General features: G+C 46.2%; 21 protein-coding genes. 16 read left to right on the top strand and 5 right to left on the bottom strand.

What is annotated here, in order from left to right; all coding sequences use genetic code 11:
* Window positions 1–109 precede the first annotated feature (109 nt).
* The 3 genes from CS562_RS04675 to CS562_RS04665 all read left to right on the top strand — a co-directional run bounded on the left by CS562_RS04675 (window position 110) and on the right by CS562_RS04665 (window position 2,838).
* Window positions 110–532, top strand: coding sequence for a cell wall hydrolase (locus CS562_RS04675; protein WP_076288615.1), 423 nt, complete (start codon window positions 110–112; stop codon window positions 530–532).
* Window positions 533–550: 18 nt separating this feature from the next.
* Window positions 551–1,042: a spore coat protein GerQ gene (gerQ, locus tag CS562_RS04670; RefSeq protein ID WP_076288616.1), complete on the top strand. Its 492-nt coding sequence runs from the start codon at window positions 551–553 to the stop codon at window positions 1,040–1,042.
* A gap of 215 nt (window positions 1,043–1,257) precedes the next feature.
* Window positions 1,258–2,838, top strand: a complete 1,581-nt coding sequence (locus CS562_RS04665) for a sigma-70 family RNA polymerase sigma factor (protein WP_099853985.1) — start codon at window positions 1,258–1,260, stop codon at window positions 2,836–2,838.
* A gap of 168 nt (window positions 2,839–3,006) precedes the next feature.
* Here the strand turns inward: CS562_RS04665 and CS562_RS04660 are convergent, their stop codons facing one another.
* Window positions 3,007–4,863, bottom strand: coding sequence for an alkaline phosphatase (locus tag CS562_RS04660; protein ID WP_217504777.1), 1,857 nt, complete (start codon window positions 4,861–4,863; stop codon window positions 3,007–3,009).
* Window positions 4,864–5,241: 378 nt separating this feature from the next.
* Here CS562_RS04660 and CS562_RS04655 point away from each other — a divergent pair, with 378 nt between their 5' ends.
* The 8 genes from CS562_RS04655 to CS562_RS04620 all read left to right on the top strand — a co-directional run bounded on the left by CS562_RS04655 (window position 5,242) and on the right by CS562_RS04620 (window position 14,354).
* Complete coding sequence (locus CS562_RS04655; RefSeq protein ID WP_076288619.1) at window positions 5,242–6,558, top strand: hemolysin family protein; 1,317 nt, start codon at window positions 5,242–5,244, stop codon at window positions 6,556–6,558.
* 159 nt (window positions 6,559–6,717) lie between these two features.
* Window positions 6,718–7,626 (top strand): ArsR/SmtB family transcription factor, encoded by a 909-nt coding sequence (locus CS562_RS04650; RefSeq protein ID WP_240342928.1) that lies wholly within the window; start codon window positions 6,718–6,720, stop codon window positions 7,624–7,626.
* A 322-nt stretch (window positions 7,627–7,948) separates the two neighbouring features.
* On the top strand, window positions 7,949–9,673 hold the full coding sequence (locus CS562_RS04645) for an ABC transporter substrate-binding protein (protein ID WP_099853983.1): 1,725 nt from the start codon (window positions 7,949–7,951) through the stop codon (window positions 9,671–9,673).
* Window positions 9,674–9,774: 101 nt separating this feature from the next.
* Window positions 9,775–10,731, top strand: a complete 957-nt coding sequence (locus CS562_RS04640; protein WP_099853981.1) for an ABC transporter permease — start codon at window positions 9,775–9,777, stop codon at window positions 10,729–10,731.
* Between the two features lie 13 nt (window positions 10,732–10,744).
* The gene (gene opp4C / locus CS562_RS04635; RefSeq protein WP_099853979.1) at window positions 10,745–11,686 is read left to right on the top strand and encodes an oligopeptide ABC transporter permease; all 942 of its coding nucleotides are present in this window, start codon (window positions 10,745–10,747) and stop codon (window positions 11,684–11,686) included.
* Window positions 11,687–11,695: 9 nt separating this feature from the next.
* Window positions 11,696–12,679 (top strand): ABC transporter ATP-binding protein, encoded by a 984-nt coding sequence (locus CS562_RS04630; protein WP_099853977.1) that lies wholly within the window; start codon window positions 11,696–11,698, stop codon window positions 12,677–12,679.
* Window positions 12,672–13,637 (top strand): ABC transporter ATP-binding protein, encoded by a 966-nt coding sequence (locus CS562_RS04625; protein WP_099853975.1) that lies wholly within the window; start codon window positions 12,672–12,674, stop codon window positions 13,635–13,637. The genes CS562_RS04630 and CS562_RS04625 overlap by 8 nt, the downstream gene beginning before the upstream one ends.
* 225 nt (window positions 13,638–13,862) lie before the next feature.
* Window positions 13,863–14,354 carry a hypothetical protein gene (locus CS562_RS04620; protein WP_076288625.1) on the top strand — a complete coding sequence of 164 codons (492 nt, stop codon included), beginning with the start codon at window positions 13,863–13,865 and terminating at the stop codon, window positions 14,352–14,354.
* 1 nt (window position 14,355) lies between these two features.
* Here the strand turns inward: CS562_RS04620 and CS562_RS04615 are convergent, their stop codons facing one another.
* The 4 genes from CS562_RS04615 to CS562_RS04600 all read right to left on the bottom strand — a co-directional run bounded on the left by CS562_RS04615 (window position 14,356) and on the right by CS562_RS04600 (window position 18,653).
* Window positions 14,356–15,324, bottom strand: coding sequence for a hypothetical protein (locus CS562_RS04615; RefSeq protein WP_099853973.1), 969 nt, complete (start codon window positions 15,322–15,324; stop codon window positions 14,356–14,358).
* Window positions 15,302–15,892, bottom strand: a complete 591-nt coding sequence (locus tag CS562_RS04610) for an RNA polymerase sigma factor (protein WP_076288627.1) — start codon at window positions 15,890–15,892, stop codon at window positions 15,302–15,304. The genes CS562_RS04615 and CS562_RS04610 overlap by 23 nt, the downstream gene beginning before the upstream one ends.
* Before the next feature lie 212 nt (window positions 15,893–16,104).
* Window positions 16,105–17,337 (bottom strand): aminopeptidase, encoded by a 1,233-nt coding sequence (locus CS562_RS04605; protein ID WP_099853971.1) that lies wholly within the window; start codon window positions 17,335–17,337, stop codon window positions 16,105–16,107.
* A gap of 83 nt (window positions 17,338–17,420) precedes the next feature.
* Window positions 17,421–18,653 (bottom strand): aminopeptidase, encoded by a 1,233-nt coding sequence (locus CS562_RS04600; protein WP_099853969.1) that lies wholly within the window; start codon window positions 18,651–18,653, stop codon window positions 17,421–17,423.
* A 214-nt stretch (window positions 18,654–18,867) separates the two neighbouring features.
* On the opposite strand from CS562_RS04600, the gene CS562_RS04595 reads away from it, so the two are divergent.
* From CS562_RS04595 to CS562_RS04575, 5 genes are all read left to right on the top strand, one after another.
* Window positions 18,868–19,134 carry a hypothetical protein gene (locus CS562_RS04595; RefSeq protein WP_083678844.1) on the top strand — a complete coding sequence of 89 codons (267 nt, stop codon included), beginning with the start codon at window positions 18,868–18,870 and terminating at the stop codon, window positions 19,132–19,134.
* 184 nt (window positions 19,135–19,318) lie between these two features.
* The gene (locus tag CS562_RS04590; RefSeq protein ID WP_099853967.1) at window positions 19,319–20,128 is read left to right on the top strand and encodes an MBL fold metallo-hydrolase; all 810 of its coding nucleotides are present in this window, start codon (window positions 19,319–19,321) and stop codon (window positions 20,126–20,128) included.
* 213 nt (window positions 20,129–20,341) lie between these two features.
* Window positions 20,342–21,352: an aldose 1-epimerase gene (locus CS562_RS04585; RefSeq protein WP_076288631.1), complete on the top strand. Its 1,011-nt coding sequence runs from the start codon at window positions 20,342–20,344 to the stop codon at window positions 21,350–21,352.
* A 225-nt stretch (window positions 21,353–21,577) separates the two neighbouring features.
* Window positions 21,578–22,966, top strand: coding sequence for a class II fumarate hydratase (gene fumC / locus CS562_RS04580; RefSeq protein ID WP_076288632.1), 1,389 nt, complete (start codon window positions 21,578–21,580; stop codon window positions 22,964–22,966).
* A 178-nt stretch (window positions 22,967–23,144) separates the two neighbouring features.
* Window positions 23,145–25,889: a CHASE3 domain-containing protein gene (locus tag CS562_RS04575; RefSeq protein WP_099853965.1), complete on the top strand. Its 2,745-nt coding sequence runs from the start codon at window positions 23,145–23,147 to the stop codon at window positions 25,887–25,889.
* The last annotated feature ends 97 nt before the right edge of the window (window positions 25,890–25,986 follow it).

The raw sequence follows: 25,986 nt of genomic DNA, 5'->3' as shown, positions 1-25,986 counted from the left end.
GAGGTTCCGGGTTTTTTTTATGGAAAAAAATAAAATCGTGTCACCGAATGGGCATCTGCACAATACGATATACGGTGATGAAGAGGTTCAACAAGGGAGGAAACAGGATATGGCTGTTATTAAAGCCAACTCGGAAGACGTCAAGCTGCTCGCTAGACTGATGAGAGCGGAGGCTGAAGGTGACGGCGAACAAGGCATGCTGCTTGTAGGCAATGTGGGTGTAAACCGGGTGCTCGGCGATTGCTTGGATTTCGGTGATATTCGGGACATTAATCGAATGGTGTTTCAGAATCCGGGTGGCTTCGAGTCTACGCAAAAAGGGTACTTCTACCAACGGGCAAGATCATCGGAAATACGCTTGGCACAGCGTGTCATTAACGGCGAACGCTTCTGGCCAGCCAGCAACTCCCTGTGGTTTTTCCGTCCGGTGGGGGAATGTCCGCCAACCTGGTATAACCAGCAAAATACAGGCCGTTTCAAGGCGCATTGTTTCTTCAGTCCGACAGGCGAAGACTGTCCAACCGTATATTAAATTTTGGGAGGAATCATTATGATTAACCAGCCGTATCAACCGACACAAGTTATGGGCCAACAGGCCAATTCGCAAGTCCAAGGAACATCATATAAAATTGGTAACGGTATGCCAATGATGTCCCCAACACCAGGCATGGTTTCACCTAGTTCTACAAGCGTACCTCCGCTCGTATCAAGTGGTGCTCCAATGACACCTACGGGTGGAGTGGTAACCACTACTGCGCCACAGTTTGAACAATCCTACATCGAAAATATTTTACGGCTTAATCTGGGCAAATGTGGAACATTCTACATGACATACGAAGGTAACAAAGAATGGAATGCCCGCATTTTCCAAGGTATTCTGGAAGCCGCTGGTCGTGACCATATCATCATCAGTGACCCGAACACTGGAAAACGGATCATTCTTCTGATGGTCAATTTCGACTATGCTACATTCGATGAGCCGTTGTTGTATCAATATCCAGGTGTGATCGGGAACTATCCGCAACAACCAAGCAGACGCTAATCCTTACAGAAAAAAGAACATAATATAATACGGCCATACAGAGCTGTCTCGATTGCGGATGTTATTCCGCAAACGGGGCAGCTTTTCCTATATTATGATATAAAGCATAAACAAATAAAAAATTAAAGCATAAGCAGAAGTAACCTTTTCCTCCAATCAGGGCACTTAATGATAAATACATCAAGCAGCAAGCGCACAGGAAGGAGCAAAACATATTGAAGACATGGATCGATGGAGCACTCCAGGGGCAAGCCGAGGCTTATGAGCAGCTGGTGACGCAATTTCGCGGGATGGCACTGGCTGTCGCCTATCAAAAATTAGGGGATACGTTCCTGGCCGAAGATGTGGTACAAGAGGCATTCACGGAGGCCTTTGCAAATTTGTCCAAACTGGACAAACCTGATGCTTTTCCCGGGTGGTTCAAAGTCATCGTGGAGAGACAGTGTTACCGTCTAATGAGGCGTAAGCAGCATGGCACCGTCCCGGTCCTGGAGATTGAGGATGTAATTCAGGAAGAGAATCAGGCTCATAATCCTGAAGAACAGGCTTTGAAAGGAGAGGTGCATCGCCTCCTGCGAGATTCGATTTCCAATTTGCCAACTTCCATGCAGCTTGCTGTTGAACTGTTTTATTTTCAGGGCTACTCGCTCAAGGAAATGTCGGAATTTCTCGGGGTTAATGTTCCGGCTCTGAAGAAACGGTTGTATGATGCCAGATCGAGGCTCAGACGTTCATTGCCTGTGGCGGATGTGATTTCAGTATTTAGTGATCTATACGAAGGAGGAAAAGGAATGCTTCACATTATGAATGGTGACCATGCGGCAGATCGATTAAGACAAAGCGGGATTCAAGGTGAAATTTTGGTCTGGCGAGAGCTTTATACATTTGGACCGATAACAAAAAATATGAGGAATGAGAAGGAGCGAAGTGAACGTGCACAATATTTGGAGCATCACTTGGGTATTCCACAGACAGAATATTTAAAAATCAAGCAACTTGAGCAGACACTTAAGTCATTCCATCAGCACGAAGAGATCGTCCTGTGGTTTGAGTATGACCTCTATGATCAGGCAATGCTATCGTATTTGCTGCACTATTTCAGGGAACAGGACCTGAAGAATACAAAGCTGAATCTGTTATGCATCGATAACTATCCAGACATAGAACATTTTCGGGGACTTGGGCAACTCACACCCTCACAGATTGGACGTTTATCAGGTACCTGGCACGTGATGGGGGCGGAGGAAATCCAGGCTGGCAGCGAGTTTTGGGCAGCGTATGCATCATCTGACATTCAGGATCACAAGGACTACTTGCTAAAAAATACATCGGTGCTCCCTTTTGCACATGCTGCATTCAAGGCCCACCTGTCCCGTCTGCCTTCTGTATCGAACGGACTGGGCATAATTGAGCAATCGACACTGGAGGCTATAAGAGAGGGCGTGAATAGTCCTTATCCATTGTTCAAGCATGTTGGAGACCAATTGCATATCTTGGGAATGGGTGATCTGGAGTACTGGGCTCATCTGAAGAGAATGACAGAGGAACCACATGCTTTACTTCAATTAAGCGGTGTACAAGCTTTTCCTAACTTCCAGCAGCATCATGATGAATTTCGTCACGCTGTCTTCTCTTTGACCGAACTCGGTATTCAGGTGCTGAATGGAGAAGTAGACTGGGCACTATTAAGACATGATACTTCTTATACTTCCTGGATTGGTGGTCTTCAGATAGGTGAAGAGGAAGACAAACTGTGGCGCTGGGATACCGTTAATGGGAACGTAGTGATCCTATAGAGAATGCGATGGCATCAGAAATAAAATAAAAGCAGTAGAAGCAGTAGAGGGGTAATTGCTTAGCTAACGTGCCAGCTAATCCTCATCATCCATAAAATCATGAAAAAAGAGTATCCCGCCATGCCTGAGCATGAGCTAGGATACTCTTTTGTTAGTTCAACCTTTATTCTACTTGGCCGCATCCAACTTCAATGCAGTTACCATCTTACGGAACACATCCGTATTATCGAGATAGCCGGAGAACAGGTGGGACCCTGGTCCTGAGGCGTTGATTGGTACATCGTCGAATGTGTGGACTTCCTGGCCTTCATCATGAGGCAGGTTACCCGTGTAGTGAACACCGTCCGGGTCTTTGTCCGGGTTAGCGATATACCATGCCTTGTCTTTGACGTTAGGGTCCTGGATGGTAGGACTGATTGGCACCGGATTAGCGAGATAATCCTCATTGTTATCCGGCATATTGCCCCAGCCAACAGCGATCTTCCACTCGGAATCCGGATTGTCCGGGAATCCATCTCCGTTTGCATCCACATACGTCGGGAACTTGGAATCAGCATATGTGCCGATCAATTCACGGAGTTCGTCACCCGATTTACCTTTGGCGGCTTCCGTGTTATACGTTCCGTTTAGAGTAAGGGAATGACCGTGGTCGGATGTGACGATAACGAGCGTATCAGGGTGTTTCTTCGCATATTCCTTAACCTGACCAACCGTTTGATCGAATTCAATTGCATCCCATACGGAGCGTTCAAAATCCATCGTGTGAGCCTGTTTATCAATCGATGCACCTTCGACCATCAGGAAAAATCCGTTTTTGTTCTGTTCCAGCACTTGAAGGGCTGTGTCAGTCATTTCCATCAACGTTGGCTGATCAGTATCCTTGCCCACAATTTCTGCATTGTTAGGCTGAGTATACTCCCGGTCATAATATACGTTCATGTTGCCTTTGCGGAATAATCCAAGCAATGATTTGGTAGAGGCAGACTTGTCCAGATTTGTTGCATCTGTCACGTAGGTATATCCTTCTTTTTTGAACTCCTCCACAATATTACGTCCATCTTTGCGTTTTCCGCCGTCAGCTGCTGGAAGGAACCACTCCAGACCACCGCCAAGAATAACATCCGGTCGATTGGCTTCATTCAGATACATGCTCGCAATCGCTTCTTGCTCCCCGCGCTTACGTGTATGTACAGCCATTGCAGCAGGTGTCGCATCTGTCACATCCGCAGTCGTTACAAGGCCGGTAGCCATGCCACGTGTCCGCTTCACCAGCTCAACGATGTTTTCCACCTTCGGATCGTCAAAAGGGTCTGGTGTATTGTCCGGGTAGACACCCTCGGCATTGACGGCCGTTTTGTGACCAGTTGCATAAGCGGAAGCACTATTGGCTGAATCGGTGACGATCGAATCCATGCCAGAGGTGGTGACCATGCCCATGGCATCCATTTGTTCCATCTCCAGCCAACCCTTGAATTTGCCTTCGTTAATACCCTTGGATACAACACGAGCGGCGGTGCGAATATTGGCACTCATGCCATCGCCAATCATTAGAACGACATTTTTGGCTTGCTCACCGTTTGTCAGTGTCGCCGTGTCTTTGGAAGGATCGAACACTTGGTATACGACCCGTGAATATGTACGCTTGCCTGTAGCCGTCGTCTCGGCGGTTACCACAATGGAATCACTCTCTTTGAAGGCAACATCCCGTATGGTGTATTCTGTGCTCAGTTCGGAGCTGCTTGTCCACGTTCCGGACTTGCCGAAGTATTTGTCCGGTGACAAGCCATTAACCTGGATTTTAATGTCTTGCGATTTTAACTTGGCACCGTTCAATTCAACTCGGAAATCGAGCTTCTGGCCTGCCAGAATCTGAGCGCGGTCAATAGGTAAAATGGTAAATGCGGCCGGGGCCGTCTGTTGCTGGGCAGATACGGGTTCAGCATTGACCTGCCAAGGCACGGCTGTAATTGCAACAGCCGCGCTAAGTAGTAGAGCATTCCATTTCATAGCATGATGGCTTTTCATGAACATACCTCCGAGATCAATTTGTTGTTCTATTTGGAAGTATATAGCTGAATGATTAACTGAGCGTAAGAGAAAAGTTAAACCGTAAGCAAGAAGATGCATATATTTGTTAGTAAAACGTAAAAAAAACTGCGCATTCGGTACATTTGTTAACGAAATAGCCCGTATGCATCATTTCGTTGTCATAGGACACGGATTGACTGTGTAGTGTAGAATTATATAATAAAAGAAGCATATCCTTGTTATTCGACAGAAGAAGGTGGAGGTGAATGCATTGGGAAGTTGAAACTGCATATGAGCGGCAGAATGGCAAATATCCTACATTTTCGAAGGAGGTGGACCTATTTGCCGAGGAATGACGGCGAATAGGAAGATAATTTGAGTGACCCCTTACCGAGTATATTAAATTTATTTTTAATTGCTTTGCTTGTATTGATGAATGGTTTCTTTGTCTCGGCAGAATTCGCGATGGTCAAAGTTCGTGGCAGCCGGATTGAAGCTTTAGTGGAAACAGGTAATAAAAATGCGATTTATGCTTCTAATATTGTACGCAACCTGGATGCTTATCTGTCTGCGTGCCAATTGGGCATAACGCTTGCTTCACTTGGACTCGGTTGGCTAGGAGAGCCAGCGATTGCTCACCTGTTAGAGCCCATGTTTACTGCATTTGGAATGGGTCCGGTATACGTACACGGTATTTCCATTGCGATTGCTTTTGTTATTATTACGATTTTGCATATTGTACTCGGGGAACTTGCTCCCAAGACGATGGCTATCCGCAAATCAGAGACGATTACGTTATGGTCTGCGGCGCTGCTTACGTTCTTTTACAAATTAATGTATCCCTTTATATGGGCATTGAATGGTATGGCGAACAGCCTGCTTAGAGTGTTTCGCATGGCACCGGCCTCGGAGCATGACTCAGCGCATAGTGAAGATGAAATACGCATTCTGATGAAAGAAAGCAATAAGAGCGGTTTAATTGATAATACTGAATTGGCGCTTGTTGATAATATATTTGATTTTACGGCAACAACCGCCCGTGAAATTATGATTCCGCGGACGGAAATGATCTGCCTGAATGCCAATCAGTCCATGCTGGAAAATCTGGAAATTGCCAGTGAGAGCATGCGTACCCGTTATCCGGTTTATAACGGTGACAAAGACCATATTATCGGTTTTATTCACATTAAAGACCTGATGCGATCTCAGCTTACAGATACCATCTCGGTAATTCGGCCGATTCTCGCAGTACCCGATTCCACTCCGATCAGTGACCTGCTCAAGCGGATGCAGCGTAGCAAGACACAGATTGCCATCCTGATTGATGAGTACGGAGGAACCTCCGGCCTTGTAACGCTTGAAGATATCATGGAAGAGATCGTGGGCGAGATTCAAGATGAATTTGACCAGGAGCGTCCGGTGATTGAGAAAGTGGATGAGATGGAATACTCTATTGACGGGCTCATGCTGATTGAAGAGGTTAGTGAGCGCTTTGGTCTGGATATGGACCGGGCAGATTATGATACGATTGGCGGCTGGTTATACTCCAGAGTAGAGACCATCCCACCCGAAGTAGGGCAGTCGGTAGAGTATGATGGATATGTCTTTGTCATTCAAGAGACCGAACATAAGCGGATTTCGCGTGTGAATGTGATTAAGCTGGATCTGATGGTTGAAGGCGAAGGCGCCTAATCCAAAGTATTATTTATGGAGACAGGAGATTCCAGTCTATAGAGAGGCCGTACGGTGGATTATTCCATTGTGCGGCTTTTTGTTTACCCTATAATCGTAGCATGCACGGCTGCAAACAGGGTATAATGGAACGACTTTGCAAGATAGGAGAGGTTGAGATTGAGCTATCGCATTGAGGTTGGATTTACGCCTGTATTTGAATTCATGGCCAGTTTGCATACATATATTTGCCGGAAATCGCATAAAAAGATTGATTTATCCATAGCCTGGGCGCAAGAAACAGAAGGGCAGCTAACACCTGAGCTTGCTGCTGTCTTACAAAATATGAACGTGGATGATGATTGGAAATGGATGTATCTGCTTGTCTGTTTGCGAGTGGAAGCTGAGGAGCCAGAGGATTTTATTGAATGGTTTAGCCAACGAACAGTGCTTGACCTTCATGACATTTTTAGTCGGTACAGTTTCCCTTATACGGATGATATCGCTGCTTTCCAGACCAAGATGACCTATGTCTTAACCGGCTGGAATGAGCAATATTTTCGTTTGCTTGATCCCGCCATCTTGCAGCATCTGCGCCAGGAGGTTCTGAACCGCAAGGAACAGTTAAATCAATCTCCCCAGAAAGAGGTACTCGACGATGCGACCAACGGGTTGATGTTCCGGGACATGAAGGGGCTGGATAGACTACTGCTTGTGCCACAATTTCATTTTCAACCGCTAAATGTCATCCTGCATTTTGGGGATACTCTGCTGTGCCATTATTCCTCCAGATTGTATATGGGAGATCACGAATATATTCCGACCCATCATTTGCGTGTGATTCGCAGCTTGGGAGAGAAGAACCGACTGAAAATCATGCGTTTTCTGCATCAGGGACCACGTTCGTTCATAGAAATTGTTCGTCACTTGAAGCTCTCCAAAGGAATTACTCATGACCATCTTTCCAAGCTTCGTGGAGCAGGGTTGGTCTATGCGCATTTTGAAGGAGAGAGCCTGGTTGAGTATTCACTTCGTCTTCATGCACTGGAGCAAATTTTACCGAATGTCATGAATTATTTGGAGCAATAACGTTTATCAAAATGTGGTTTTTAGAAAAAAAGAATTCCTCTGATACAGCCGTATGTTTGTTGTGGCCGAACTGAAATTTATTCAGTAAATCCGCGCAAAACATACGGCTATTTTATCGCTTTAAAGTGGATATTAATGGGTTTAATATAAATATTTTTTTGTGGTTCTCTATTTACAGAACCAAATGCGGTTCTTATAATAGGGCTTATCGAACTTATACCTTACTAATTTCATAGGAATTATATATATTCTGGATTATTTCGGGAATTAGGAATGGCTGAGCGAGAAAAATATGGATCATTTATGAATTGGGGAGGATTTTATGAGAGTGAAAGGTTTATCCGTGGCATCGTTAATCATCAGTAGTGCGATTGTGTTATCGGCATGTGCTGGAGGTGGGGGAGCAAAGACCACTACTGCTGGAAGCGGGACAACAAATTCGGGCACACAAGCGACTCCGGTTTCAGCAGCACTGGATGCACCCTTTCAGGCAACGGACCTGAATCAATTACCTGAGACGGCAAAAAAACGAACGGATACGGTGATTGTGGGACTTACGGATCCCAGTGGGGCTTTCACACCGTACTTCCATCAGAGTGGATATGATGGCAACGTTGCTTCATTGCTATTTGCTTCACTTGTGACCGTAGATGAGAAAGGATTGCCTGTTCCTGATCTCGCTGAAAGCTGGGATGTGTCAGACGATCAGCGTACATACACGTTTCATCTGAGAAAAGATTCCAAGTTCAGTGACGGCTCCGCGCTCACCGCAGATGATATTGCTTTTACATGGACCATTCTGCATGACAAGTCGTATGACGGTGGATTCGATATTTTCTCCACCAAGGTGAAAGGCGGTAAAGCGTATACCGAAGGAAAGGCAGATCACATCGAGGGTATTAAGGTCATTGATCCGTTAACGATCTCGGTCACGCTGGAACAGCCCAACGCAACTGCTCTGCTTACATTGGGCTCAGAGGTGTTATCCAAAGCCTACTACGGCAAAGACTATCAATTCGGCAAGCTTGAATACATTAAAAATCTTCATGCAACACCTGTAGGCAATGGTCCTTATAAACTCGAAAAGTTCATTCCGGGTCAGGAAGTTCGATTCGTTGCCAACGAATTCTACTACAAGGGCAAACCGAAAACCGAGCACTTCATATATAAAACATCGGAAGGAGACACCTGGCAGTTTATTGAGACCGGAGAGATCGACTTCACTTCGTTCACGGCTACCCAGGAGAATATCGATAAGCTGAAAAATATCCCATACCTTGACCTTCTACCTTACACACCAAGTACATACGGATATTTACAGCTTAATCTGGAGCATGAACAGCTTCAGGAAAAAGAAGTACGGCAAGCCATCACCTATGGCCTGGATCGTCAGTCCATCTATGTGGACGCCAACCAAGGGGCAGGGGCTGTTGCCAACATCCCGACTTCACCTATTTCCTGGTCATATACGGAAGAAGGTATTAATCCATATGCCTATGATCCGGACAAAGCCAATCAATTGCTGGACGACGCAGGTTGGGTGCCTGGAGCGGATGGCATCCGTGAGAAAAACGGGAAGAAGTTGTCCCTGCATTTCCTCGGAACGAAGAGTCCGGCTACAGATATCTTCATTGCGGTGGCCAAAGAAAACTTTGAAGCGATTGGCGTGCAGTTCCAGCCGGAAGTCTTCGCTGATTTCAACTCGCTTGTTTCCAAAGTGGAGGGCGGCGATTACGATGTAGCTTCCTTCTCTACACCGATGTTAACGGATCCTTCGGACGGTGTACTGCAATTTGTGGATGGTGAGCTGAAGGGCTACGACAATCCCAAAGTGAAAGAGCTGTACAACAAAGGTCTGGCTACGACAGACATTGAGGAGCGTAAGACAGTATACAAAGAGCTGTACCAGTTGCTCAACGATGAGCTGCCTGTCATTTTCACCAGTTACAAAAAAACAGTCTACGCCTATAACGGTCGGATCGATGGACTCTCTGTCAGTCCATACCGCGGGATTGCAACCAGCTTGCCGGAATGGTCTCTGAAATAAGCGGTGGTATGAATCAAGAAACATCAATACCGAAATAAACAAAACGTCCCTTGTGTTTGCGATGTCGCAGATGCAGGGGACGCATTGATAAGGAGCCTGATATGAGCACTTACATTGTGAAACGGATGACATATATGGTTCTTATTTTGCTGGCCGCTTCCGTTCTGATCTTCAGTCTGTATGCACTTACCCCTGGCGACTACATCTCCAGCAACATTAAGCTGAGTCCTGAGCGCAAGGCCGAACTGCGAGAATTATATGGACTGGACAAGCCCGTTATCGAACGGTATCTCATCTGGATGAAAAATGCTGTAAACGGGGACTTCGGATATTCATTGGCACAACAAAAGCCAGTGCTCTCGCTGTTCAACGAATATATCTGGAATTCATTCCTGTTAGCTGCAGTGACTACGTTCCTGACCTGGTTTATCGCGGTTATTATCGGTGTGATCGCTGCCTACAAGCAGTACTCGTGGTTCGATACCTTCGTGATGATAGGCATATTTGCAGCCATGTCCGTGCCATCTTTCTTTATCGGATTGTTTTTGATCAAACTGCTGGCGGTTGACCTAAAATGGTTGCCTCCAGGCGGCATGATGACTACAGGAAGTAATGCTACCGGTCTGGCCTATGTCAAAGAGGTGATTCAACACATGACCTTGCCTGTAATTGTTATGACCCTTCTCGGGGTAGGCTCACTTACCCGTTACTTCCGCAGCAACATGATTGATGTGATCAAGCAGGATTATATTCGCACAGCACGAGCCAAAGGTTTAAAAGAAAGCAAAGTTTTATACACCCATGCCTTGCGCAATGCTCTGTTGCCTGCGATAACACTGATTGGATTCGAGCTGCCGTCCTTATTCGGTGGTTCACTTATTATTGAGAAAATATTCAGCTGGCCTGGTATCGGCCAGTTATATATGCAGTCCTTTTCGCTACGGGATTATCCGCTGCTGATGGGCTTTACCATGTTTATCGCCATTCTGACCGTCATTGGAACGCTGCTGTCTGATGTGCTCTATCACATCGCAGATCCGCGTGTCCGTTTGCAATAAGGGGGCTATGAACATGACAATCTCTTCATCGTCTGTAACGAGAAATGCCGCAGAAGCTACCTTACCTTCAAAGGTTCCGGCCAAGTCTTCTTTATGGAAATTGTCGATCCGAAGACTGCTCAAGAACAAACTTGCTGTTGGCGGATTCATCGTGGTTTTGTTGATGTTTGTTGCTTGTTTCATTGGACCGCTGTTCTCACCATATACCGATAACAAGATCAATATGACAGCGATGAAACAAGGTCCCGGCATTCATCACTGGCTTGGTACGGATGCGCTTGGTAGGGATGTGCTTACCCGTGTGCTGATGGCTGGTCGTATCTCGCTCACTGTTGGTTTGGCTTCCATGGTTCTATCCGTATTTATCGGCTCCTTGCTTGGAGCCATCGCCGGATATTATCGTGGCATTGTTGATCAGGTCATTATGCGGATTGCCGACTTGCTGCTTACGATCCCGGGATTGCCGCTACTGTTCATTTTCGGCGCGTTGTTATCGGATTGGAAGGTTCCGCCGGATTCCAGAATGTATATCGTCATGTTGATGCTCAGCTTTGTCAACTGGCCCGGTATGGCCCGAATGGTACGGGGACAGATGTTAAGCTTGCGAGAACGTGAGTTCATGCAGGCCGCTATTGTTCTTGGCTTGCGTGACCGTCGCAAACTGTTTCACCATCTTCTGCCCAATATCGTTCCGCTTCTCATCGTCATGGCGACTCTGAATATCGGAGGGTCCATTCTCAGCGAATCGGTACTTAGCTTTTTTGGACTGGGTGTCATGCCCCCAACGCCTACATGGGGCAATATGATCGATGCAGCCAACAACATGATTGATTTTCAACAGCATCCGTGGTTATGGATTCCGCCAGGGCTGTCCATTTTCGTGACCGTTATTGCGATTAACATTTTTGGTGATGGTCTTCGAGACGTATTAGATCCCAAACAGAAGAGAAGGTGAGCACGCCTCATGCAAAATATGATTGAAATTGAACAACTTGAAACTCATTTTTACTCAGAAGAAGGAAATGTCAAAGCCGTGGACGGCGTAAGCCTGAATGTACGTGAAGGGGAGACGGTGTGCATCGTTGGTGAATCAGGCTGTGGAAAAAGTGTAACCGCCATGTCGATTATGGGTTTGATCGAGGAACCGGCAGGTAAGGTGGTTGGCGGTGCGATCCGGTTTGGTGGACGGGATCTGCTCCGTGAAAGTAAATCCTCACTGCGCGCCATCCGGGGCAATGACATCTCCATGATTTTTCAGGAACCGATGTCCTCTCTGAATCCCGTGCTGAAGATCGGTGAGCAATTAATGGAGCCGCTGATAGTACACTTGAAAATGAGTAAAAAGCAGGCTCGTGCCAGAGCGGTTGAGCTGATTGCCGAAGTTGGCATTTCACGTCCCGAACAGATTGCAAACAGCTATCCGCATGAGCTGAGTGGAGGTATGCTGCAGCGCATTATGATTGCCATTGCCATCTCATGTAACCCGAAACTGTTAATCGCGGATGAACCAACCACCGCACTGGATGTGACCATTCAAGCGCAGATATTGGATATGTTACAACACATCAAGTCCCAATCAGGAACCTCCATTCTGATGATTACGCATGACCTTGGCGTTGTAGCCGAGATGGCGGATTATGTCGTTGTAATGTATGCAGGCAAAGTGGTGGAAGAGGGGAAAGTGGTGCAATTATTTGAATCTCCCAAACATCCATATACCCAAGGATTACTACGCTCCAAGCCAATTATCAATCAACGGCAGGATGAATTGTATTCGATACCCGGACATGTACCTGATCCACTGTCCTTAAAAGATTCCTGTCATTTTGCTGATCGTTGTGAGCACTGTATGTCGATATGCACCACGCAAATGCCGACGCTGAAGCAGCTTGGACCTGGTCAGAAGGCTGCATGCTTTCTGTATGAGGAGGCATTGAGTCATGTCTGAACCTCTATTGAAAATTGAACATCTCAAAACCTATTTCCCAGTGCGCAAAGGCTTATTGAATCGTACGGTAGCCCATGTGAAAGCAGTCGATGATATCAGCATCACGATTCATGAAGGCGAGACGTTTGGATTAGTGGGTGAATCCGGAAGTGGCAAGAGCACCGTTGGAAGAACGATCGTGCGATTAACGGAAAAAACGGAAGGACAGATTCGTTTTCAAGGTGTTGACTTGCATCAGTTATCTATGCAGGAAGTGCGGAAGATCCGTCCGCAGCTTCAACTTATTTTCCAGGACCCCTACAGTTCACTGAACCCGCGCATTCGCATTGGTGATGCGATCGGGGAGGCTGTATTGGATCATGGGTTGGCTACCGCAAGCGAGGTTCGTGATCTCGTCAAGGAGGTACTCGGAGCCTGCGGATTGTCATCTTATCATATTGATCGTTTTCCCCATGAGTTCTCTGGTGGACAGCGACAACGGATTGGGATTGCGCGAGCTTTGATCTTAAATCCGAAACTGATTATCGCAGATGAACCGGTATCAGCACTGGACGTGTCTATTCAGGCTCAGATTATCAACCTGTTCAGACGGCTTCAGCAAGAGCGTGGCCTTGCTTACTTGTTTATTTCGCATGATCTGAGTGTGGTGGAACATCTGTGTGACCGTATTGGCGTGATGTATCTGGGCTCCATGGTCGAGACGGCCTCCAGAGATGAGTTATTCGGCAATCCACTGCATCCGTATACGAAAGCCCTGCTATCAGCTGTACCTGTGCCGATTCCCAAATTGAAACGGGAACGAATTGTGCTTAAAGGGGATATCCCCAGTTCGGTGAATCCGCCACCTGGATGCAAGTTCCATACACGTTGTCCATGGGCAGAAGATATCTGCAAGCAGCAAATTCCAGCGTATCGGAACGTTGGAGCGGATCATTTTGTAGCCTGTCATTTGGTTTGAAGCATGTGAGAGTAATTTCATATCAACGGTATCTTATGGATACGTAATGGAATTATTTAGGTTTCATCCATTCTGTATGTGTTCATTCGAAGAAGTATCAAAGTACCAAAAGACGCTGCCGACATGTAAGTCGGAGCGTCTTTTATTTTTTTTGAAACCTTCTAACCACTACATCCGTTTAATATTTACACAAAATCAAATTTGGAAAATGAAGGGTGGATACATATGCGGAAATTAAGAATAACGTCCATGCTGAAAGTCATGATTGTTGCAGCACTAACGGCACCCATAATTCTTGCGCTACCAACCGAAGAGGTTGCTGTTGCCAGTCCAAGTATCCAGCCTCACGCGCTTACTCCACCGCCACCGCCTTTGGAACCAAGTATTCATGCACTGACTTCCCCAAAATATATTTATCAGGCAGAGGGGACTGTTATACCTGGAGGGGGGCTGACTGCGGTTGTAAATACAACAACAACGACCTTCTCGGAAATGAAATCGCTGCAAGTCGATTATCGACTTGAACGCTGGACGGGATCGGCCTGGATTCTCTATCAATCCGGTTCCAAGAAGAAAACCCAAACGCAGACCCTGAATGCCCAATCGAGCTGGACCGTGATAACCGGCTATTACTATCGAGTCGTCAGTCTTCACACGGCCGATGATGGGGTCAAGCCTGAGACGACAACACATATTTCAAGCAATGTATTATTTTAATTTACTTGCGAGTACTACCTGGAAATTTTTGTTCCTGCAGGTCGTTGGCAATGGCAGTCATCTCTTCTTCCGAGACGGTTCCGAATAAGCTCATATTGACAGAACCCATCATCCATTGAAAGGTATTATAGGGGGGACCGAGGTACATAAATGCATCGCTGCCATCAGCCAATTTGACGATACTTGTTTCGCGAAGCATGGGCCCCTCAATGACCTGACCAGGCGAAACATAGGCATAATCAAACTGAATGACTTCTTCTTCACCATTTTTGCCTTCGCCACTATAACGAACCCTCATTCGTTGAGATTCGTAGTAATCTTCCGGATTGACGGGATTGAGGGTATCCAGCATGAGCTCAAATTTGATCTTTGTAAACCGCTCGGGAATCGCTTTTGATAACAAAAAATCACCCATAAATCCCGAGCGTGCTATTTCCTTGGTTACAACAATAGGTTCAAGTAAATGTGATGTCTCATAGAAGGGGAGAACAATATCTTCATCCTCTTCTGGTTCGTCTCCAGAATAGAATTTGGGAGCTTCATTAACTCCTCGTTCAGGAGGTGGAGGGGTCTTAGCTGTCGACGGATCAGCGCCAAAATGAGTAGTGCGATCCTCAATAACAATGGATTTCATCCCATTGCCCCATTCCTTGATCGATTGTACAAAAGGGGAGACGGCTTGCGTCCCGGTAGGCATACTGAAGATGACGGCGCCGATGGTCACGGACGCAGCCACAATAACAGATAAACGTATGGTGCGCATTCTTTTCTTGCGTGCGCCAACCCGGGCAATTTCCTTTTGAACTCGGAGCCAGGATTGACGCATAGGTTCGGTGTTGGAAGCAGGGGTGGCAGATGCAGCCTGATGGAAGGCTTCGTCAAAAGCCATATCAAACGCGGCATCGAAAAAATCGTCTTCCAGCTCTGAATCGAATGAATCAATATGCTTATCGGATTTGCCTTTGCTCAATACTTCCACCCCATTCCTTATGTAATTTCTTTTTGATACTTCCGCGGGCTCTGAACAAACGTTGCTTCACAATTTCTTCGGATGTATCAAGCAGATCGGCCATTTCCCGATAGGAAAGACCCTCTTTCCAGCGTAGCTCCACAAGTACACGGTATTCCGGCTTAAGCTGTTCCAGATAGAATTCGATGGATTCCTGCATCATTTGAGTCTCCACCGTGCTCTCCACGGAAGCGGCCGTCTGATTAATTGTCTCCATATCTATAAAAACACTATCCGTATCCAGTTGGTTACGGTTATTTTTATTTTTTCTCAGATAATTAATGGCGGTATTCCGTGTGACAACCTTCAGCCATGCTTTCAGTTTGACTTCGTTGTCGAAGAGAGGTTTGTTTTTTATGATTTTAATAAAAGCTTCCTGAATGATATCTTCTGCTGCTGCACGTTCTTTGATGATGTAAACGATGAGACCATGTACCATATTATAGTATTCGTAGTACACTTCTTCTTGAAGCTGCGGGCCCAAATTATGGAAATCTGAGGCTAAGAGTAATTGGAGCCGATTGGCCATGATGTTCTCCTTTCTGGTGAACAATCCACAAACATTGGTATCATTTCATTTTACAACATTATATGGAAGCGATACAATGGGAGGTTAGTCTGACAGAAGCGGAAAAAGTATAGCCGAAATAGAAAGAGGCCGCCTCACTAACCACTAAATCATGGTCAGTAGGCAGCCTCTATGAGTTACTTAATAATCGCAGAATAACAGGTACAAATGGCTTAGAAAGCCCAGTCACCGTTCAGGAAGATGGCTTCACGCTCACCATTTGCTGTCACGCCATAAATATTCGTTTCCGGCGATCCCATCATGAAGTCTACGTGAGTAATGCTGGAGTTCATGCCGCGAGCTGCAAGCTCCTCGGTTGACATGGTTTTGCCACCATCGATATTGAAGGCATAGGAACTACCGATAGCGAGGTGACATGAAGCATTCTCATCATATAGCGTTGTGTAATAGAGAATACCACTTTCCGAGATTGGAGAATGGAAGGGCACCAAAGCGACTTCACCGAGATAATGGGAACCTTCATCCATATTGATGAGTCTTTCTAGTGTATCTTGACCTTCTTCGGCGTGGAAATCAATGATGCGTCCTTTTTCAAACGTAAGAGAGAAGCGATCAATGATACTTCCGCCATAACTGAGTGGTTTGGTGCTAGACACTTTACCGTTCACCCCAAATTTGGCTGGTGCTGTGAATACTTCCTCTGTCGGAATGTTGGCCACAAAACGAGTGCCTTGTTCATTAATGCTGCCCGCTTGCGCCCAAATGTGCCCTTCAGGAAGATCAACGGTAAGGTCGGTTCCCGGTGAGACAAAATGCAGAGTTTTATATTTTTTGCTGTTCAGGGCAACTGCTTTGTGCTCCAAACGCTCAATATGCTGCTCCCAAGCCGCTACAGGATCTTCCAGATCAGCTCTTACAGCAGCAAAAATGGCTTCCCAGAGCTGTTTCATCTGCTCAGCAGGGGGAAGGTCAGGGAATACTTTGGCGGCCCAATCCGGCGAAGGACAGGCTACTCCTGTCCAGCTCATTTTGTCTGCCTGCTGATACTGACGATATTTGGACATCGCCTGACCGTATGTACGCTGATGAGTGGAAATGCGTTCTGGATCGATGCCTTTTAGCAGGTCCGGGCTGGATGACAATACGGTCAAGAACGCAGCATTGTTCGCTGCCAGCTCCTCAAGCTCAGCGGCATGCCATTTCGGTGCATCTTGGAAGGAGTCCTCAGGGGCCATTTCAAACCGCAGTCGATTGACAGTTTCGTCTCCATATTTGATGATAACTTTCTTTGCTCCGGCCTCGTAGCCTTTGCGCACCAACAAACGCACGAATTCAGCTGTATCAATCATCGCGCTGATAACGAAGATTTGTCCGGGCTGAACGTTGGCTCCAACTTTTACAGCCAGTTCAGCATAACGATCCAGTTTTTGTTCAAAACTCAACATATCAAGTTCCTCCATATCATGAATGCCCCGCATACGCAGGAAAAGAGAGGAGTGACCCTCTCTCTCATTTACACTATTTTAAATTAGAAAGCCCAGTTGCCTTGAAGGAAGATTGGCTCTTCACTACCTTCAGAAGTAACACCGTGAATGTTCATTTCTCCTGATCCAATCATGAAATCCACATGAGTGAGACTGGAGTTCATGCCATGGCTGATCAATTCCTCTTTGGACATCGTTTTGCCGCCTTCCAGACAGAAGGCATAGGCGTTCCCGATAGCCAAATGGTTGGATGCATTTTCATCAAAGAGGGTGTTGTAGAACAAAATATTCGTGTCTGAAATTGGCGATTGATGTGGAACGAGAGCTACTTCACCCAGATAATGTGCGCCTTCATCCATTTCAATCAAGCTTTTCAATGAATCGAGTCCTTGTTCGGCAGTATAATCGACAATTCGGCCATTTTCGAAAGTGATGGAGAAGCCGTCGATCAGGTTGCCGCCATAGCTCAGTGGCTTGGTGCTGCGAACTGTTCCGTTAACTCCAGTTTTCAGTGGAGCTGTGAACACTTCCTCTGTAGGCATATTAGCAACGAAGACATGTCCCTGCTCATTGATGCTACCACCGGATACCCACAGATGTCCTTCAGGAAGCTCTATTGTCAGGTCTGTGCCAGGTGCAGTATAGTGAAGCTTTTTGTATTTTTTCTCGTTAAGCAGATCTGCACGGGAGTCGAGATTCAGCAAATGTGTTTTCCATTCTGCGACAGCATCCTGCTCACCGATACGAACGGTTTTGAAGATGACATCCCATAATTTATCAATTTGCTGCTGTGCCGGAAGATCAGGGAATACTTTGGCCGCCCATTCAGGGGAAGGAACGGCCACAATGGACCAGCTGAATTTGTCTGCCATCTGATAGGAACGATATTTCTCCATCGCTTTACCACGAACTTTCTGACTAGTCACGATGCGTTCTTGAGGAACGCCTGCAAGCAGATCCGGATTTTCTGCAATAACATGCAGAATGGCGGCACCTTCTTCTACGAGTTCAGTCATTTCTCCGGCAAACCATTTTGGTTCAATAGAGAAGGATTCTTCTGGTGCGAGATCATAATGAAGACGTGTAATAACCTCATCGCTCCAGTTTACTTTGACCAGCTTGGCACCTGTGCCATAAGCAGCTTTGACGATTAGGCGTACAAAATGTGCTGCCGAGATTGGTGCGTTCACGACGAGAGTCTGCCCAGGATGGACATTAACACCGACTTTGACAGCCAGTTCGGCATATTGTTGTAAATTCGTTTCAAAATTGTTCATGCTATTTTTTCCTCCTGTTTGGTATAATGTCGTAGCTGTTTGTTATTATAGTCCTCATTACAGGTATGTAAGGAGTCAGTATGGTTCCCTCATTGAATAAGGTATACGTTGCTACGATATATATTGTACAATTAACCAATAATAATTACCAAACTAGGTTTACCATAAATTGTGGAGACCTGCAACTGAAGAGAGATTAAAGGAGAGAACGATTGTGAATATTGAGATTATTCGTGCAGAGATGCGTCGTGAAGATGAGAAGAATTATGTAGGTAATACGGTTTTTCGTGCAGAGGGCGAAAAGTCAGTTTATGAGATTACGTTTATGAGCAAGAACGGCAAGGATTGGGACTATAGTCTGCATTTCACTGAACAATCCGGTGATGAAGATGAATTGTTGCGTATGGACGAGCTGCTGGAAAACGATGACGATATGTACAATCAGCTGCTTGATGCGGCACTGGACGCTTTCCCGGCATAATAGGACCGAGAGGTTCTTGTTCTAATATGGAATGTAGCTGATTATACTAGACGGTGTATGCCTGAAACAGGGCGTCCACCGTCTATTTTATTGGGAATAAGGAATAGTTACTCCAGAAAAGGGAAGTCTATGACAGATGAATGGAACCAGAGAGACAATCCGCCTGAATGGGAGGTAACCGTGAATGGCATCTGACAATCTGATTACAGCAGGAATGACGGGACTTGAAGAAGTCGCGCACGATATCCTCAGTCTGCGTACACTGTTCGTTAATGTTGTGTTCATCGGGGAGCCTGGAAGCAGGAACTGGGTGCTCGTGGACACTGGAATGGCGAGTTTCACTGATCAGATTCTTCATGTTGCAACTGAACGCTTTCCTGGTCCACCGTCTGCGATTATTTTGACACATGGTCATTTTGATCACGTCGGGACCGTCATCGAACTGGAACAATTCTGGGGCGTCCCGGTGTACGCACACCCGCTGGAACTGCCTTATTTGACAGGTGTGAAGGATTATCCTCCGGCCGACCCTACTGTTGGTGGCGGTTTGATGGCACGACTGTCATTTGCTTACCCTAATGAAGCTATTAATCTGGATGATCGGATATTCAGTCTGCCGGATGATCATTCCATCCCAGGTGTTTCTGGCTGGGAATGGTTGCATACACCAGGTCATACACCGGGCCATGTGTCGCTATTTCGAAAAGAAGACCGTACACTGATTGCGGGAGACGCGATCGTCACCGTGAAACAGGAATCGCTCTGGAGTGTGCTGCTTCAGGACAAACAGTTGCACGGTCCACCCGCGTATTTCACGACGGATTGGCAAGCGGCTCATCGATCAGTTCAGCATATTCGTCGACTGGAGCCCATAGTTGCTGTTACCGGGCACGGACATTCCTTAACCGGAGAAATGCTGAGAGATTCGCTGGAGCGACTCGATCTTGATTTTGAACAGACCGCCGTTCCGGATCACGGCAAATATGTGGATTAATAGAGCAGATGCCATACATGGGTATTCCATTGAAATCTGGAATGATTCATTACGGCAGCATAAGGGGATGGAGACAGCCACGGAGCATCGTAGCTGTCTTTTTTGTCGTTCCATCATGAATTTGTTCTCTATCATAGATTGGTATTTTGTGCCCGGTCATGATATAGTCGAGCCGTATAATATAACCTTAGTATGCAGGAGGTACATATAACGATGACACAGCAAAATGCAGCTTTCGAAGAACAATTTGGAGGTATACCAGCCGTCTGGCTTCGTTTTAATCAATTCGAAGCGGCAGTTATTCCAAGTGTGGGTGCCAACCTGGTCGCTTTCCGTGATACAGAGCAGGGATTCCGTTATTTGCGGGAGCCAGACCAGGAACAGATGGATGAATTTATGGCTGCACCTGCCGTATACGGTATTCCGATTCTTTCCCCACCAAATCGCTATGAGGATGGTCGCTTCCCCTGGAATGGTGAAGTTTATCAACTACCTATAAACGAACCAGCTACAGGCAACCACCTGCATGGATTCCTGCATGATGCCGAGTGGAAGGTTGATGGGTACGGTTCTGACGAGTTGGAGAGTTATGTTGTGCTCAGTCAGGAAGTGAAGGAAGGACATGAGTTCTACAAATACCTGCCGTTCACCTTCACAGTGACGCTCCGTTACTCGCTAAGTAGTCTGGGACTTCAGCAGCAATTGAATGTTCGGAATAACGGGAAGGAACGTATGCCGAACCTGTTCGCATTCCATACAGCCATTAGCGTACCTTTTGCACCGGAAAGCCAGGCATCCGATTACACCGCCAAAATAACGATTGGTCAGCGTCGTGAATTGAATGAACGTTCTTTACCTACAGGACAATTTCAACCGCTTACACCAGAGGAAGAGCAATTAAAGGAAGAGGGCGTTAGTCCGTTTTTTGCAGCCATGGACAACCACTACACGGCTGAACCACAGAACGGTCGCAACTATATGGAGCTTACTGATCATCGTACCGGTGACAAGCTGGTATATGATGTAGGGACTTCGTACAAGCACTGGATGATCTGGAATAACAATATGGCTGGCGGATTCTTCTGTCCTGAGCCACAGATGAACCTCGTTAACGCCCCGAATGTACAAGGCATTCCTGCTGAAGAGATCGGTCTGATTGGTCTTGAGCCGGGCGAATTATTCGAGCAAACCAGCCGTCTATATCCGATCAAAGCGCAAAAATAAATACTCAAGCACTTTGCTTCACGCTTACATTTTTGTCGAAAAGGTGAAAATTGCACAGGCAATCATGTATAATATGACAAGATACACAAGCTTTGCTCATAAAAAGCATTTTGCATAAATCCCAAAAATGACTTTGGAATCAACAGATGTAAGATGCTGTGAAGAAAAGAATGTATACGTATTTTTTTAGAGACCCAAACCATCTTTTTGGAGGAGGAAAAGCAAGTGGAATACCGCATTGAGAAAGATACGTTAGGTGAAATGAAAGTACCAGCCGACAGGCTGTGGGGAGCTCAAACGCAACGCAGTAAGGAAAACTTTCCGATTGGTCGCGAGCATATGCCGATGGAAGTCGTGCGTGCTCTTGCCATTTTGAAAAAAAGCGCTGCAGCTAGTAACCATAAATTAGGTAAATTGTCCGCTGCCAAATCGGATGCGATCGCTTATGCCGCTGATGAAATTATTGCAGGTCGGATTGATGATCATTTTCCTCTCGTGGTATGGCAGACGGGTAGCGGAACACAGTCCAACATGAACGTAAACGAAGTCATTGCCAATCTGGGTAACCAGTTGCTTGAACAAAAGGGCAAGGAGGAACGTCTGCATCCGAATGATGATGTAAACATGTCCCAAAGCTCTAATGATACATTCCCAACGGCTCTGCATGTTGCAGGGGTACTTGCTGTTGAAGATCAACTCTTGCCGGCAATCGCGGTGCTGAAATCCACTTTTGCAGACAAATCGGAACAATTCAAAGATATTATCAAAATTGGACGTACTCATCTTCAGGATGCAACGCCAATTACACTCGGTCAGGAGATCAGCGGCTGGGAAGCGATGCTCGATAAGAGTGAACGTATGATCCGCGATAGTGTGAATTATATGAAAGAACTCGCAATTGGTGGTACAGCTGTGGGAACCGGAATTAATGCACATCCTGACTTTGGTGATTATACAGCCAAGGAAATTGGCAAGCATACCGGCAAGGATTTTGTATCCGCACCTAACAAATTCCACGCACTTACAAGTCATGATGAAGTGGTCTATGCTCACGGTGCAGTTAAAGCGCTTGCAGCTGACTTGATGAAAATTGCCAATGATGTTCGCTGGCTGGCTAGTGGCCCACGCAGCGGTCTGGGAGAGATTCGTATTCCGGAGAACGAACCGGGCAGTTCCATTATGCCAGGTAAAGTGAATCCAACTCAGAGCGAGGCGATGACCATGGTGGTTACGCAAGTCATGGGGAACGATGCTGCGATTGGCTTCGCGGCAAGTCAGGGTAACTTCGAGTTGAATGTGTTCAAACCGGTTATTATCTATAACTTCCTGCAATCTGTCCAGCTCCTTGCTGATTCCATTGTTGCATTCAATGATAAATGTGCGGTGGGTATTGAGCCTAACCTCGGCCAGATTGAACACAATTTGAATAACTCGCTTATGTTGGTTACCGCTCTTAATCCGCATATCGGATATGAGAATGCAGCCAAAATTGCCAAGCTTGCGCATAAGGAAGGACTGTCTCTGAAAGAAGCAACATTGCAGACAGGTCTGCTTACGGAAGAGCAATTCGATCAGTATGTTGATCCAGCGAAAATGATTGCCCCGAAAGCTTAATCAGTCATTATCATGCGAACTTCATTCCAATAAACAAGCGACCTGCATACGCAGGTCGTTTTTTAACTCGTGCGGTTCTTGAACTAATGCTTGTCAGTATATACGTATACATATAAACTACATATGCGACTGTTTTTTTAATTGATCGGAATTGTTTATTTCATTGGAGGTTTCTGCGTTGTCGAAAAAGAGAAGATTTACGATACGCTCCAAAATTCTATTGGGCTATCTAGTGGTTGTGTTGTTATTTGGTGCCGTTTTGCTGGTGTTATCTGCCCAAATTGATGCATCGCAGAAGGAAATCGATTTTATCAGCCACCACGACCTGGAAGTGCATAACCTGACCAATGCAATTGAGAAAAATGTTCTGAATATGGAAACAGGACAGCGGGGATTCATGATCACCGGGGAAGAAAGTTATTTGGAGCCATACAACCAAGCGCTAACCCAGTGGAACTCCAATTATGCCGAACTGTATGAGCTGGTTAGTGATAACCCATCCCAGCAGATGACTCTGGAAACCATCAAAACACATATTGTCCGCTGGATTGATGTTGCCGGATCAGCCTCGGTGGCCCTAAAGAGACAAGGAGATCAGGATAAAGTCATTGAATTTTTCCATTCCGATCCAGGGAAAGGCGAAATTGATCTGTTAAGATCCGAGTTCGAGAACTTCCGCAATACAGAGTTGCGACTGACGGAAAGCCGGGTGACCGAGCTCGCAGCACGAAGCTCCACATTGCTTACCATTATGTATACCTTATGGGCTGCCGTTGCCGGACTATCTGTTGCTGCAGCGCTCGTCATTTCGGGCAATATCGTCAAGACCCTGCGTGAAGTCAAACATACCATCAGCGACATATCTCAAGGCGGCAATCTCACACAGCGTATTATTGTCCGTACACAAGATGAGGTCGGTGATTTAGGTAAAGAGACGAACTTATTGCTGGATACGGTACAGGAACAGAATCGACTTAAAGATCAGGTTGCCAGCATAGCTACACTCTTGCAGAACCCTGCAAGTTTGGAGGGACTGTCACGGTTGTTCCTAAACCAAGTCGCGATCCTGCTAGAAGCCCCTTATGGCGTGTTATATGCGATGAAAGAGAACCGTCTCATTCGTGTAGCTGCGTATGCGGCAGATGGAGAGAAAGAGCGTTCCCTCGGTAAAGTATCCGTTGCACCGGGTGAGGGATTAGTCGGTCAGAGTGCGATTGAGAAGCGAGTTTTGCAGATGAACGACTTGCCTCAAAATTATATTCGCATCTCATCGGGACTTGGTGATGCGTCAGCTGCATCACTCACGGTAGCCCCGGTGGTATTTGAAGGTAAAACGATAGCTGTAATCGAACTGGCCTCTATGAAGCAGATCGAACCAAAGGAAACAAAGTTGCTAACCGAACTGATCGAAATCTTCGGCGTCTCGCTTCATTCCACCATAACACGCATGGAATTACAGCATTTGTATGATGAATCACAGGTGTTGAATGAAGAATTGCAGACACAATCGGAGAAACTGCAGGCACAGACCGAAGAGATGGTGTCCCAGACGGAAGAATTACATATGCAGACAGAGGAACTGCACATGTTGAACGAGCGTCTGGAAATGCAGAAAAATGCGGCTGAGACCTCTGCTAGCGAACTTGCAGAAGTAGCCGATCAGTTAAGGACAAGCTCTGGTTATAAGTCTGAGTTCCTGGCGAATATGTCCCATGAACTGCGTACCCCGCTGAACAGTATGCTAATTCTGTCCGAGATTTTGGCTGAGAACAAACATCAGCACTTAAATAGTGAAGAACAGAAATATGCTTCGGTGATCCATGCATCAGGTAAGGACCTGTTGAATCTGATTAACGACATTCTCGACCTTTCCAAAGTGGAGGCTGGGGAGATGGAAGTGGATTTGGATGATGTCTATCTTGGAACCCTGCCGGAAGCGATGAATCAATATTTCCTGAAAACGGCTGAGCAAAAAGGAATAGATTTCCGGATTCAGCTTCAAAGCCCTCTGCCGGAAACGATTTTTTCCGACGAGATGCGGTTACACCAGATTTTACGGAATTTGCTATCCAATGCATTTAAGTTCACCAATGAAGGGGAAGTAGCCTTAACCATCTCCAGAGTGAGTCTGTCCAATCCTGAAACGAACGGAGCAGAGACGGATGTCATAGCCTTCTCGGTTAGTGATACCGGGATTGGCATTGCGGACAACAAACTGCTGCAGATCTTTGATGCCTTCAAACAGGCAGATGGAGCCACCGCCCGAAAATACGGTGGGACTGGACTGGGACTGTCGATCTCTCAATCTCTTGCCAATCTGTTGGGAGGATCAATCTCGGCAACTAGTCGCGAAGGACAAGGAAGTGTCTTTACTTTATTCCTCCCACTTAGAAGGGAAGAGCCTGAGGTTATGCAAAACTCCAGATTGTTCTTGAACGAGGTAGCCGTGACTGCTCCTGAAACAAACAAATCTTCAGGCGAGAATTCAACAAACGTCGAGATGTTATTGACGCCACTTGAAGAATCATTATTGAATGGCCGCCAGGTTCTTGTTGTCGATGATGATATTCGAAATGTGTATGCCTTGGCAAATGCCCTTGAGCAGTATGACATGAAGGTGATTACAGCTCAGAATGGCTACGAGTGTCTGGAGATGTTAGAGAGCGGAGAAGCGAACCCGGATATTATCTTGATGGATATCATGATGCCAGAGTTGGATGGATATGAAACCACTCGCCAAATCCGTGAGAGATTGAATCTCAAGAAGCTCCCTATTATTGCTTTGACTGCCAAAGCCATGAAAGAAGATCGTGATAAATGTATCGCAGCAGGAGCCTCAGATTATATTAGCAAACCGCTCAATATGAAAGAGGTACTGTCCCGGATGAAATTGTGGCTGAGTCACGAAACATTGGGAATCTGATCCTTTCCGTTTGTAATTCAACATGTATCAATTCGAAAATAAAACCTATGCCAGTTGCGGAACGATTGCTGCAATTGTGTCATGGGTTTTATTTTTT

Source organism: Paenibacillus sp. LK1 (genome assembly GCF_002750415.1).
Classification (GTDB): Bacteria; Bacillota; Bacilli; order Paenibacillales; family Paenibacillaceae; genus Paenibacillus; species Paenibacillus taichungensis.
The sequence above is the reverse complement of the archived record's forward strand: the minus strand, read 5'-3'. Positions and strand labels throughout refer to the sequence as shown.